General features: G+C 67.3%; 10 protein-coding genes. 6 read left to right on the plus strand and 4 right to left on the minus strand.

The annotated features are described in order from the left end of the window. Nucleotides 1-178: 178 nt before the first annotated feature. Nucleotides 179-970 carry an alpha/beta hydrolase gene (locus OX459_RS05925; RefSeq protein ID WP_099667114.1) on the plus strand — a complete coding sequence of 264 codons (792 nt, stop codon included), beginning with the start codon at nt 179-181 and terminating at the stop codon, nt 968-970. Nucleotides 971-975: 5 nt separating this feature from the next. On the opposite strand, the gene OX459_RS05930 is transcribed toward OX459_RS05925, so the two are convergent. Next, nucleotides 976-1680, minus strand: coding sequence for a hypothetical protein (locus OX459_RS05930; protein ID WP_289904181.1), 705 nt, complete (start codon nt 1678-1680; stop codon nt 976-978). Nucleotides 1681-1817: 137 nt separating this feature from the next. On the opposite strand from OX459_RS05930, the gene OX459_RS05935 reads away from it, so the two are divergent. The 4 genes from OX459_RS05935 (at nt 1818) to OX459_RS05950 (ending at nt 8510) form a co-directional block, all read left to right on the plus strand. Next, nucleotides 1818-2657 carry a M15 family metallopeptidase gene (locus OX459_RS05935; RefSeq protein WP_289904182.1) on the plus strand — a complete coding sequence of 280 codons (840 nt, stop codon included), beginning with the start codon at nt 1818-1820 and terminating at the stop codon, nt 2655-2657. A 217-nt stretch (nt 2658-2874) separates the two neighbouring features. Beyond that, a complete protein-coding gene (gene tssM / locus OX459_RS05940) occupies nt 2875-6732 on the plus strand; it encodes a type VI secretion system membrane subunit TssM (protein WP_289904184.1) in 3858 nt (1285 codons plus the stop codon). Beyond that, on the plus strand, nt 6729-7709 hold the full coding sequence (gene tagF / locus OX459_RS05945) for a type VI secretion system-associated protein TagF (RefSeq protein WP_289904185.1): 981 nt from the start codon (nt 6729-6731) through the stop codon (nt 7707-7709). The genes tssM and tagF overlap by 4 nt, the downstream gene beginning before the upstream one ends. A gap of 9 nt (nt 7710-7718) precedes the next feature. Next, a complete protein-coding gene (locus OX459_RS05950; protein ID WP_289904186.1) occupies nt 7719-8510 on the plus strand; it encodes an OmpA family protein in 792 nt (263 codons plus the stop codon). On the opposite strand, the gene icmH is transcribed toward OX459_RS05950, so the two are convergent. Genes icmH through tssJ form a run of 3 tightly spaced genes read right to left on the minus strand, consistent with a single transcriptional unit; the run spans nt 8511 to nt 11316 of the window. Further along, on the minus strand, nt 8511-9293 hold the full coding sequence (icmH, locus tag OX459_RS05955) for a type IVB secretion system protein IcmH/DotU (protein ID WP_289904188.1): 783 nt from the start codon (nt 9291-9293) through the stop codon (nt 8511-8513). Next, nucleotides 9290-10660 (minus strand): type VI secretion system baseplate subunit TssK, encoded by a 1371-nt coding sequence (gene tssK, locus OX459_RS05960; RefSeq protein ID WP_289904189.1) that lies wholly within the window; start codon nt 10658-10660, stop codon nt 9290-9292. Before tssK ends, icmH begins: the two co-directional genes overlap by 4 nt. Before the next feature lie 47 nt (nt 10661-10707). Beyond that, nucleotides 10708-11316, minus strand: a complete 609-nt coding sequence (tssJ, locus tag OX459_RS05965) for a type VI secretion system lipoprotein TssJ (protein ID WP_289904190.1) — start codon at nt 11314-11316, stop codon at nt 10708-10710. 280 nt (nt 11317-11596) lie between these two features. Between tssJ and OX459_RS05970 the strand changes: the two genes are divergently transcribed. After that, on the plus strand, nt 11597-12184 hold the full coding sequence (locus OX459_RS05970) for a hypothetical protein (RefSeq protein WP_289904192.1): 588 nt from the start codon (nt 11597-11599) through the stop codon (nt 12182-12184). The last annotated feature ends 23 nt before the right edge of the window (nt 12185-12207 follow it).

A 12207-nucleotide genomic window follows, 5' to 3' on the forward strand; every position in this document is an offset into this window, starting at 1 on the left:
AGGGGGCGGCGCCACCGGAAAAACGGCGCTCGCTTGTGCTGGCGCAAACACCTTGCAGGCAAACGGCAAGATCTTTTCCCGCAGGCTATTTTTGCGGGGCGCCACGCATGCCACGCAGGACAATGGCACAATAGGTCCAGCCGACCTGCCGATGCGGAACCCGTTGCGAGCCTAGCCCATGCCGATACTGAACCTGAGTGCCGAAACCGATATCTATTACGAATTGATCGAAGGCGACCCCGCCAAGCCCTGCCTGGTGTTCCTGCACGAGGGACTCGGTTGCTGTGCGATGTGGAAAGACTTCCCTGCGCAGCTATGCCAGGCGACGGGGTGCCGCGGCTTGCTGTACGACCGCCACGGCTATGGGCAGTCGTCGCCGCTGGCGGCGCGCCGGCAGCTCCATTATTTGCACGACTATGCGCTGTGCGAGCTGCCGCAAGTGCTGGCGGCACTGCTGCCGGGACAGGATCATTTTCTCGTCGGCCATTCCGATGGCGGCAGCATCGCCCTGATCTATGCTGCGCAGCAACCACCCCGCTTGCGCGGCATCATCACCGAAGCGGCGCACGTGTTTGTCGAGGGCATCACGCTCGAGGGCATCCGCGTGGCGGACGCGGCGTTTGGCGCGGGCAAGCTGCGCGCGCTGGCGAAATACCATGGCGACAAGACGGAGACCATCTTCAAGGCCTGGTCGGATACTTGGCTCAGCTATGGTTTCCAGTTCTGGAACATCGAGTACCTGCTGCCTTCCGTCGAATGCCCGGCGCTGGTGGTGCAGGGCAGCGAGGACCAGTACGGCAGCGCGGCCCAGGTCGACACGATCGTGGCGCAGGCGCTCAACGCCGTGCCCGCCATGGTCGAGCAGTGCGGCCATACGCCGCACCAGGAGCAGCCGCAGGCATTGCTGGCGCTGATGGAAGGCTTTTTGCAAGGCCGTATGGACGCGGCCACGCATCCGAGACACACATGAGTTCCTCAATGGCAGGCGGGATCGCTGTCCCAGCGGCCCGAACAGATGCGCGAGCGGCACAGCATGCCTTCGATCAAGCCCAGCTGCTTGCAGCGCCGTAACAGTTCCGCCGTTTCCTGCTCCTGCTCTTGTTCCTGTTTCTGCCTGCGCAGCACCACGTCGCGCACGGGCGCCGCCGTGCCTTCTTGCCGGTGCGCATGGGCCACCATCGCCGTCAGCAAGGCGACGTCGCTGTCGCCGGGCGCGGCAGCCGGCCGCGTCCCCTGCGGCCGTGCGGCCGCCTGGCGCACGGGCGGCGGCGTCTTGCGCGGCGCGCTCGTGGCCGCCGCCTCGGGCAAGGGCGGTGCCGCCGTATTGACGATGGTGGCCGCCTGCGCCGCCTGCGCCGCCTGTGGCGGCACCGTTGGCGCCGGCACTGCGGGCGGCGCCATGGCCGTGGCTGGCGCTGCCGGCCGGGGCCGGGGGCGCGGCAAGACCTCCGTATCGTAGGCGAACACGGCCGTGATCAGCACCGCCAGACACAGCGCGCCAACGGCCCCATGCCGCCAGCCGGGACGCCAGCGCAGGGCCGGCATGGCTGCGGGCGCGGCGACGCCGTGTTCGAGCTGCGACAGGATGCCCTTGCCTTCGATGCGCGCGCCAGCCGCGCCGGCCTTGCTCAGCAGGTCGGGACCGCGCGCCTGGCCATCCCCGGTTTTCAGTAAAGACAAAATATCACCTCCGCAGTGGATCAAATTCGACTGACCTTGATGTAAACCGCGCTCATGCGGGCCGCGGACGCCTACGATCTAGCGATACCGCCGAGCACGCTGCCCGGCCCCGCCGATTCCCCGTCACGGAGCGCCCCATGTTCGTCGCCCTGGTCCTGATGTATTTCTTGCTCGCCTGTTTTGCCTGCTGGCTGCTGCTGTTTCCCGGCGGCCGGGCCATCGTGCTGCACACGCTCGTCAACCTGGGCTGGCGCATGCAGCGGCGCGCGCAGCACTGGAAGGGCGGCAGCGGCGCGCAGTGGCAGCGCGTGCAACGCTACACGGGCTCGGGCATGGCGCGCGCCTGGCAACTGCTGTGGCGGCACCGCTGGCTGAGCCTGGCGGGCAGCGTGCTGGTCATCGTGCCGCCGCTGCTGGCCTGGCTGTCCAGCGACCGCATCGCGCTGCGCGGCTATGCCGACCAGCAACACGTCATCAATGACCAGGTCAGCGACTTGCTGAAAGGCGAGCAGCTGGTGCCGCCGCCGGCCTTGCCGCCGCTGCTGTTTTTTACGGCGGAAGTGACGCAGCTGCGCCCGCTGCTGGGCGGCGCCAGCCGCAACTGGCAATTGCTCGACCACGATTTCGCGCAGCGTTTGCTGCTGGTCTTCAAGATCATGAAGGACGTGCATGGCTACGACATGGTCTTGCTGGAAGGCTATCGCAGTCCCGCGCGCCAGGACCAACTGGCGGCGGCCGGCCCGAACGTGACGAACGCGAGGGCGTTTCAAAGCTATCACCAGTATGGCCTGGCGGCCGATTGCGCATTCATGCATGAAGGAAAGCTCATCATTTCTGAAAAAAATGCCTGGGCCATGCGCGGCTACCGTCTATATGGCGTGACGGCCGAATCGGTGGGTCTGCGCTGGGGCGGGCGCTGGACCATGATGGACTTCGGCCACACGGAATTGCCGCAACCGCGCGTGCTGGGCAAGTAAGCCGCGCCAGCCATTCTAGCGCCGGGCGGCGGTCGGATTTTCACAGCTGCAAGCTTGCTTGCGCAGCGTCAAGGGCACAGCGGCACCTGCCGGGCGCTGGCGCCTGGTACTTGTCATATGTCAACAAAGGCGCGCCGCATTGCTGTCAGCATGGGCCGACTCCGCCTCGCTGCGCGGCGGCGTTCCTCCTGCTTTGCGACCTCACCCTGGGCTCATCATGCTGCGACGAATCTGGCATTTCCTCACCGACAGCCGCAATCTGACCATCCTTGGCTTCGTGGCGCTGGCCGTGTTCCTGTACCTGGGCGCCGAAGTGCTGGAAGTGGCGCTGATCTGGGCGCTGGCCTTGCTGTTGCTGGCCTTTGTCACCTGGCTGGGCCTGTGGCTGTGGCGCCGGCGCCGCGCGCGGCGCGATGCGCAGGCGCTGGGCCAGGCCATCCTCAACGAGGCCGAGATCGCCGCCGCGCAAGCGGCCTCGGCGTCGACGGCCAGCAGCACGCAGCAGGGCGAACTGGGCGCCGTGCGCACGGGCATGCTGGCCGCCATCGAGACCATCAAGACGTCCAAGCTGGGCATCAAGTCGGGCGCCGCCGCCCTGTATGAATTGCCGTGGTACATGATCATCGGCAATCCGGCCGCCGGCAAGAGCAGCGCCATCCTGCATTCGGGACTGCAGTTTCCCTTCGCCGACGGCAAGATCGTGCAAGGCGTGGGCGGCACGCGCAACTGCGACTGGTTTTTCACCACGGACGGCATCGTGCTCGACACGGCGGGACGCTATTCCGTCGTCGACGAGCACCGCGGCGAGTGGTTCGGCTTTCTCGACCTGCTGAAAAAATACCGGCGCAAGGCGCCCATCAACGGCATCCTCATCGCCGTCAGCATCGCCGAACTGCGCGGCGACCCCGATGTCGGCATGCAACTGGCGCGCAGCCTGCGCAAGCGCGTGCAGGACGTCATCGAACGCCTGGAAGTGTTCGCGCCCCTGTACATCGTGTTTACCAAGGCGGACTTGATCGCCGGCTTCACGGAGTTTTTCGCGGATGCCGAACGCAGCGAGCGCGAACGCGTCTGGGGCGCCACCATGCCCTACCAGCGCAAGTTGCCGACGGCCGACCTGCTGGCGTTCTTCGACCAGGGTTTCGATGAATTGCACGATGGCTTGACGGAGCTGAGCCTGGCCAATATGGCGCACCGGCAACGTAAGACGATGGCGCCCGGCGTCTTCACCTTTCCGCTCGAATTCGCCGCCATCAAGCCGGCCCTGCGCGCCTTCATCGCCACCCTGTTCGAGGAAAACCCGTTCCAGTTCCAGCCCGTGTTCCGCGGCTTTTACTTTACCAGCGCGCTGCAGGAGGGCGAGCCCGTCAGTGCTTCCTCGCAGCAGGTGGCGCGCCGCTTCGACCTGGCTTTCGCGCCGGCCCCGGCCACGGTGCCATCGGGCGCGCGCCAGCATGGCTATTTCCTGCTGGAGCTGTTCCGCAAGGTCATTTTTGCCGACAAGCACCTGGTGGCCAACTATGCCAACCGCGCCAGGCTGCGCTTCAAATATGCCGTGTTCTTTGCCGCCACCGTGTCGCTGGGCGCCTGCCTGGGCGGCTGGAGCTGGTCCTACCTGGGCAACCGGCAACTGGTGGCCAACGTCGAGGCCGATCTGAACAAAGTGGTGAAGCTGCAGGAGCGGCGCCTGGACTTGCAGTCGCGCCTGGAAGCGCTGGAGATCTTGCAGGACCGCATCGAGCAGCTGGAAGCGTACCGCACGCAACGGCCCTGGTCCTTGCGCCTGGGCCTGTACCAGGGCGACTTGCTCGAACGCAAGCTGCGCGAGGAATATTTTTCCGGCGCGCGCGAGGTCATGCTCACCCCCGTGGCGGGCGCGCTGGAAGCGCTGCTGTTCGAGATGAACGCCAGCGCCGACCAGTTGCAGCCCACGGCGCGCACGCCGCAGACGCCGGCCGCCGCTTCCGCAGCGCCTTCCGCCGCGCCGCGCGGCGTGCAGTACCAGGCGGCCAGCGCGACGAACGTGGAAGATGCCTACAACGCGCTGAAAACCTATTTGATGCTGGCCGATAAATCGCATGCGGAAAGCAGCCACCTGAACGACCAGCTGACGCGCTTCTGGCGCGGCTGGCTGGAGGGGAATCGTGGCGCCATGCCGCGCGAACAGATGATACGCAGCGCCGAGCGGCTGCTGACGTTTTACCTGGCGCAGATCGGCGACCCGTCCTGGCCGCGCATCGAGCAAAAGCTGGCGCTGGTCGACCAGGCGCGCGAAAACCTGCGCCGCGTGGTGCGCGGCATGCCGGCGCGCGAGCGCGTGTATGCGGACGTCAAGGCGCGCGCCTCGACGCGCTTTCCCGGCATGACGGTGGCGCGCATCGTCGGCGAACAGGATCAGTCGCTGCTGGCGGGCAGTCACGCCGTCTCCGGCGCCTTTACGCGCCAGGCGTGGGAAAAGTTCGTCGAAGGCGCGTTTCGCGACGCCGCCAACCGCGAGCTGCAAAGCGCCGACTGGGTGCTGAAAAGCGCCACCACCGACGACCTGACCCTGGAAGGCAGTCCGGAGCAGATCGAGAAAAACCTGGTGGCCATGTACAAGGCCGATTACGCGCGCGAGTGGCAAAAATTCGTGCAGGGCGTCGCCGTCGCCGACCTGAAAGGCTTTGACGGCGCCGTGCAGGCGATGAACCGCCTGGGCGACCCGCAGTCGTCGCCGGTCGCCAAGCTGCTGACGACGATTTACGAGGAAACCTCGTGGGACAACCCGGCGCTGCAAAACGCCCAGTTGCGCAAGGCCGAGCGGGGCCTCGTTGCCTGGTTCAAGGAAACCGTGCTGCGCCGCGCGCCGTCGCAACTGACGTCCAGTCCCGGTCTCAATGCGCAGCTCGACCCGGCCCGCCTGGACAAGCCCATGGGACCCGTGGGCCGCGAATTTGCCGGCGTGGGCAAGCTGGTGGCGGCCAGGGACAACAATGCGTCCCTGATGCGCGCCTACCTGGAAGCGCTGTCGAAACTGCGCAGCCGCTTGAACCAGTTGAAGAACCAGGGCGATCCCGGGCCGGGCGCGCGCCAGTTCATGCAGCAGACCCTGGAAGGCAGCGGTTCCGAACTGGCCGACGCCCTGAAACTGGTCGACGAGCAGCTGCTCACGGGGATGAGCGACGCGCAAAAGCAGGCGATCCGTCCCATTCTCGTGCGCCCGCTGATGCAGACCTTTGCCGTCATCGTCGCGCCGGCCGAACTCGATATCAACAAGACCTGGGCGGCGCAAGTGTATGAACCGTTCCAGAGGTCGCTGGCGAACAAATATCCGTTTGCGCCCACGGCGCGCATCGAGGCGAGCAACCTGGAGATCGGCCAGTTCTTCGGCCCCGAAGGCCTGGTGGCGAAATTCGTCACGACCTCCATGGGACCGCTGGTGGTGCGGCGCGGCGACGTGCTGGCGCCGCGCACCTGGGCCGACATGGGCATCAGCCTGTCGCCGCAGGTGGTGGCGCGCTTTCCCGGCTGGATCGCGCCGCTGGGCGCCGGCGGCGTGGCGGCCACGTCGACGGCGGCGCAAACCGTCTTCCAGATCCAGCCGTCGCCCGCGCCGGGCACGCTGGAATACACGGTGGAGATCGACGGCCAGCAGCTACGCTACCGCAACACCCCGGCGCAGTGGACGAACATGGTGCATCCGGGCCCGCAGGGCGCGGCGGGAGGGCAGGGGGCGCGTATCACGGCCGTCACCTTCGACGGGCGCACGGTGGAATTGTTCAACGAGCCGGGCCAGTTCGGCTTGAAGCGCATGATCGATGCGGCAACCAAGAAGCGCAAGGATGGCGGCGTGTTCGAACTGCGCTGGGCGCGCGGCGAGGTGGCCGTGGCGGTCGACCTGAAGATCACCAGCAGCGCCGAGACGGCGGGCGCCGGCGCGGGCGGGACTGCGGCGGTGCAGGAGCAGGGCTTTCGCGGCATGCAGCTGCCGGAGACCATCGTCGGCGCGCCCGCTGTTCCTGCCGCGCCCGCGCCGGCCATGGCCGCCGTTGCCGCGGTTGCAGTTGCTGCAGTGGCAGCGGGAGTGGCGCCATGATGCGCGGGCAACAGCAGGTGCGTCTCGGCTATTTTGGCAAGATCCCCGCGCGCGGCGATTTCATCAAGGCTTGCGATAATCACGCGCTGGTGCAGCTGCTCGACGACTGGCTGGCGCAGGTGATGACTGCACTGACGGTGGAGCCGCGCTGGAAGCTCAATTACGACGCCTTGCCGCCGCTGCGCTTTGCCTTCGTCGGCACGCGCAGCCGGCGCGCCATCGCCGGGCGCCTGGAAGCGAGCAGCGACCAGTCGCTGCGGCGCTTTCCCTTCATGGCCATGGGCGCGCTGGAAGTCGATGACGCGGAAGCCTTTGTCGCCTGCAGCCCGCTGGTTCTGGCGCCCCTGTGGCAGCGGGTGGAGCAGTTGTCGCAAGGCATCGTGGCCAGCGCCGAACCGTTGCCGGCCCTGCTGGTGCTGGCCGGCAACGTGGTCGACATCGAACCGGCCGCGCCACGCCACGCGGCGCGCCTGGCCGCCTTTTTGCAGACGCAGACGCTGCATGGCCTGCAATCGATGCTGGCTTCGCCCGCGTTTCCCGTGACGGTGCGCGAATTGCTGCTGGGCCTGGGCCTGCTGCTGCGGCCCGTGCGCCAGAGCGGCTTGCCGCGCCTGGAGAAAAGCCTGGTGCTGCCGTTGCCGCAGGACGCGCAGCTGCGCGAACTGGTGGCCAGCTTCTGGCTGCATCTGATCGCGCCCTTCCTGCGCCAGGCCGACTTCGAACTGGCGCTGTTCTTTTCCCACCTCGACGAGTCGCCCGTGCTGGTGATCGGCTTTTGCGGCGCCGACCCGCACGGCTTGCGCGCGCTGATCGATCCGCAGGCCGGCTGCGAACGGCTGATCGTCTTCGACCAGCTCGACTGGGTCGAGGAGCAGCTGGGACACGATGCGGCGCTGCGCCGGTTTTCCGCCTGCCTGCAGCAGGAGCAGCTGTCGCTGCGCTCGGCCTGCGCCATGTTTGCCGATACCTTTGCCTGAAGGATTGCGATGAAATCTCCCGTCATTTTCCTGCTGCCGCTGCTGCTTGCCGCCACCTCTTGCCACGCCCAGGCGCAGGCGCAGGCGCCCCAGACGCCGATGCCGGGGCAGATCCTCGTCACGGGCACCCTGGCCGACGAGGCGGGCAAGGCGGCCGTGCTGGCCCGCCTGCGCGAACTGTATGGCGCCGAGCGCGTGGTCGACCAGATCGCCATCGGCAACGTGGCCGTGCCGGCCAACTGGAACGGCTACGTGCAAAAGCTGATCGCGCCGAACCTGAAGCTCATTTCACGGGGACAGATCAGCATCGACGGCAACAACGTCAGCGTGCGCGGCGAAGTGGCGAACGAGGCGCAGCGCCAGCAGATCGCCAGCGACATCGCCACCAGCCTCAATCCCACCTACATCGTCAACAATGGCTTGCGGGTCAAGGCAGCCGAGGCCGAGCAGGGCTTGCTCGATGCGGCGCTCGACAAGCGCATCATCGAATTCGACAGCGGCAAGGCGTCCATCACGCCGGCCGGCCTGGCCATCCTCGACGAGATGGCGGCCGCCATGCTCAGGCTGCGGGGCCGCAAGGTGGAGGTGATCGGCCACACGGACGACACGGGCCTGCGCGCCAGCAATGTGGCCCTGAGCCAGGCGCGCGCCGAAGCCGTGCGCGCCTACCTGGCCGGCAAGGGCGTCGTCGCCGATACGGTGCTGGTGTCGGGCCAGGGGCCGGACCGCCCCGTGGCCAGCAACGCCACGGCCGATGGCCGGGCGAGAAACCGGCGCATCGAGTTCCGTATTGCGCAATGATCAGGGCAGTGTGATCGTGAGGTGCGCGGGGCGCGGCGCCAGCTTGACCAGGTCCGCATACGCGGCCAGGGTCGTTTGCGTACCGCGCGTCAGATGCGTTTTCAGGCCCAGGTAGGCGCAGATGGCCAGCAGGGCGAAAAAGCTCGACAGCGCCCATAGCGGCACGTCGCTGCCGCGTTTGTTGACCACCTGGTCGGGGCGTTCCGCGCGCGGCGCGAAGCCGCGGCTCTTGCCCTTGATGTGGGCGATTTCGTCGCCCAGGCGCGCCGTCAGGTAGCTGAGTTTTTCGCCGCCGTCGATCGCATACTTGCCCTGGAATCCCAGCAACAGGCACATATGGAATACCTGCAGCGCCTGCACGCGCATGGCGCCCTTGCCGCGCAGGGCGTCGAGGCGGTCGAAAAAATGTTCGCCGGCCAGCTGGTCGCCGAAGATCAGCAGCTGCAGCGGGCGCCGCTCCCACTGCTTGCGCAGCGCGAAGGGCGAGGCCAGGATGATTTCATCGACGGCCGCGCAGAATGCATATTTGGCCGCCTCGATATCGTCGCCGTCGGCGCGGATCTTTTTCGCCTCGCGTTCGAAGTCGTCGAGGAAGGCCGTGATGCGGTCCATGAAGCCTTGCTCGTCGCCGGGCGCCGAACCGTGCTTCAGCATGAACAGCATGTAAAAGCCTTCATGCATCAGGTCCAGCAGGGCGCTGCCGGCATGCCGGGCGCCGACAGGGGCGGGGCCGCGTGGTCCCAGCAGGGAAGGCGCCGCGCGCCGTTCGATGAGCTGGCTCATGCCGTCACCGCGATCAGTTCCAGCTGCAGGTCGCGTATGCCGGCCGGCACGTACACGGAAATCGACTGCGCCTTGAGCATCTGCTCGTACAGCGCGCCGCGGTTTTCAATCGCAAAATAATAGGTGTCGGGCCGCACGGGAATGGCGGCCGGCACTTGCGGCGCATGCGACAGTTTCAGGCCGGGCATGGCCGTGAGTACGCATTTCTCCACGTCGTCGGGCGCGCCCACCTTCACGCGAAGCGGCACCACGTCCACCAGTTCGATGGCCGGCATGGCGGCGCGGATCGCCAGGTACAAGGTGGTGTGCTGGTCGATCTTGCCAGAATCGAGCTTGCCCAGGTAGTACGACGGCTGCTCTTCCAGCAGGGCGATGGAAAAATACTTCGACGAGATGACGGTGTCGAGCAGTTCGCGGATGATGCCGTCGATGGCGTCGAAGCAGGCGCCCGGCTGCGCGTGGTCGTAGGCGGGGAGGCTGGCCAGCGTGTAATGCTTGGAGTAGCTGAGCAGGCCGCCCGCCAGGCCCAGCAGCGCCTCGTACAGGCGCTCCGGATGCAGGGCCGGATGGCGCACATAGTGCATCAGCGCGGCGGCGGCCGTGCTGGCCGTGTGCAGCAGCCAGAACGAGGACACGTCGCCGGAGCGGAACTCGATCACGTTGCGGCTCGGTTCCCGGTGGTGGCCGTGCAGCGCGCTCACTTTCGCCTGCAAGGCGTCGAGCAGGTGTTCCAGCACGCCCCGCAGGCGCGGCGCGCCGGCGATCGCCAGGCTGGGCGCCATGAACGAGGGCACGGGCTCGAAGCCGCCCGACACCGTGCGCCGCAGGGCGATCAGCGGCAGGCAGTCGTAGGAGCCGCGCGCTTCGCTGTCGGGAATCAGGCGCACGCTCTTCTTCAGGTAGGCCACGTCGGCCACGGCGGACTCCGTGAACAGGTCGGGCGTGGCGCGCAGCGCGTGCGCAAAGCGCGTGGCCGCCGGCGTGCCCGCCGTTGACGCCTGCGCCGTGTAATTCATGCCTTCGCCGTTGAGGATGGGCAGCGCCGCGTAATACGTCACTTCCTGCACCGCCGGCGGCAGCGCTTCCAGGTCCACCGGCGGCGGCAGGGTATCGCTGCCCGTTGCGCCGTCGCCCAGCGCCTCGAACACTTCGCCGTCGCGGAAGATCGCCGACAGGGCTTGCAGGCGCAAGGTGCCCGTCTTCAGCGCCGCCAGGTCCCACTCCATGTGCGCCACGCCCCATAGGTAGGGATGCAGCGCGCTGGCCGTGTGATGCAGGCGCGCTTCGTGATATTGATCCTGGCGCTGGAAATGCTGCGGCCGCAGGAACAGGCCCTCTCCCCACAAGATTTTCGCTGCCATGCCCATTGCGTTTCTCCTTGAATGTGTGGCGTGCCGCTGCCGCCGTTACTGCGTTAGCGGCAGCGCAGGGTGGACAGCGGCGCTATGCCGCCGTCCATGCCGGCCACGCTGAGCGCGCAGGCGTGCAGGCCGACGGTGATGCCGCCGCGTTCCGCGTCGGCGGCGGCAAAGGTGGCGCGCCAGCGCTGTGCCGCAGGCGCGCGGAACAGGGCCACGACGCCGATGAAATACGCTTCCTTGCTGACTTTTTCCTGCACCTCGTAGCGCTGGCCCGGCACCAGCAGCACTTCCTTCACTTCCATCAGGTCGGCGCCCAGCGCCGTCTTTTCGCGCTGCGTGTCGAGGAAGCTGTCGTACGGCGCCTGCTCGAAGGCGGCGCTCTGGCGCAGCTTGTAGATGCGTGCCACCAGCGCCAGCGGCCGGCCGTCGGCATCCGTGTTGAGGCGCTGCGCCGCATGCAGGCGGATGCTGACATTGCGCGGCGGCTTTTGCGCGTCGGGCAGTTCGGGCGGCGGCTTGGCCGCGCCGGCCATCTGCAGCGCCGCGTTGGCCAGGGTGCCGATGGCGCCGCCCGCGCAGCCGGCCAGCGGCAGCGTCTGCAGCAACAGCAGCGGTAACGCGGCGGTGCGGGCCAGGCGGCGGAGCGGGGCGTCAAATGGCATGGCTGCTCTTTGCAAAAAATGGTGCGTGGAAATGAAAGTGCTGCAGTCATTTAAACGCATGCAGGGGCGGCCCGCTTGCGCTGGCGCAAAATCGGTCAGCGATCAAGACAATTACTGCGCCAGATCAGGTTTCATGTCGCTGTTCGCGGCTGTGATGTGGAACTTCTTCTTTGCTGATTAATCTCAATCTGGCAAAAAAATTGGCGATCAATAATGGCCTCCACCAAGGCGCCGCCCATCTTTCCCAGCGGTAGCGTCCTCCACGTGAAGGAATGCCCCGATGAAGCCAGCCACCGTGTTGCCCCGTATTGCCTGCCTCGCCAGCGCCTTGCTGCTGGCCGCCTGCGCCTCGCCGGACCAGCCGGCGCCCAAGAAACCTGCCGCGCCGACCCTGGCGCAAGTGATGAGCGACGCCGATGCGGCGGCGCGCGCCGGCCAGTACGAACGGGCCATGATCCTGCTCAAGGGCGGCGGCAGCAGCTACCCGGCCGACAAGGCGCCGTGGCTGCAAATGGCGCAGATGAAGTTCGACCGCGGCCAGTACGGCGACGCCATCGGCCATGCGCTCGAAGCGCTGGAGCGCGACCCGGACGACAAGGTCGCCAACAGCATCGTCGCCGTCAGCGGCTTGCGCCTGTCCGGCAAGGCGCTGGCCGACCTGTCGCGGCAAAACAATCTGAATGGCTCGCTGCGCTCGGAAGCGCAGGACCTGGCCAAGCTGCTGCGCGCGAGCATCGGCGAAGACGTGCTGGTGCCGCCGGCCAAGCGCCCGCCGGCGGCCGGCAAGCGCGCCGCCGGTTCCGGCACGCCGGCGGCGAAGGGCGCGGCGCAAGGCAGCGCGGCCGACCCGTTCAGCGGCCTGAAATAAGCCGGCATCCCCACCATCCACTT

The organism is Janthinobacterium sp. SUN026 (genome assembly GCF_030397625.1).
In the GTDB taxonomy this organism is placed as follows: Bacteria; Pseudomonadota; Gammaproteobacteria; order Burkholderiales; family Burkholderiaceae_D; genus Janthinobacterium; species Janthinobacterium kumbetense.

Excerpts from the sequence above, each read along its gene's own strand:
- tssK (WP_289904189.1), bottom strand. The coding sequence starts at position 10,660 with ATGGGCATGGCAGCGAAAATCTTGTGGGGAGAGGGCCTGTTCCTGCGG.
- OX459_RS05935 (WP_289904182.1), top strand. The coding sequence starts at position 1,818 with ATGTTCGTCGCCCTGGTCCTGATGTATTTCTTGCTCGCCTGTTTTGCC.
- OX459_RS05925 (WP_099667114.1), top strand. The coding sequence starts at position 179 with ATGCCGATACTGAACCTGAGTGCCGAAACCGATATCTATTACGAATTG.
- tssM (WP_289904184.1), top strand. The coding sequence starts at position 2,875 with ATGCTGCGACGAATCTGGCATTTCCTCACCGACAGCCGCAATCTGACC.
- tagF (WP_289904185.1), top strand. The coding sequence starts at position 6,729 with ATGATGCGCGGGCAACAGCAGGTGCGTCTCGGCTATTTTGGCAAGATC.
- OX459_RS05950 (WP_289904186.1), top strand. The coding sequence starts at position 7,719 with ATGAAATCTCCCGTCATTTTCCTGCTGCCGCTGCTGCTTGCCGCCACC.
- tssJ (WP_289904190.1), bottom strand. The coding sequence starts at position 11,316 with ATGCCATTTGACGCCCCGCTCCGCCGCCTGGCCCGCACCGCCGCGTTA.
- OX459_RS05970 (WP_289904192.1), top strand. The coding sequence starts at position 11,597 with ATGAAGCCAGCCACCGTGTTGCCCCGTATTGCCTGCCTCGCCAGCGCC.
- icmH (WP_289904188.1), bottom strand. The coding sequence starts at position 9,293 with ATGAGCCAGCTCATCGAACGGCGCGCGGCGCCTTCCCTGCTGGGACCA.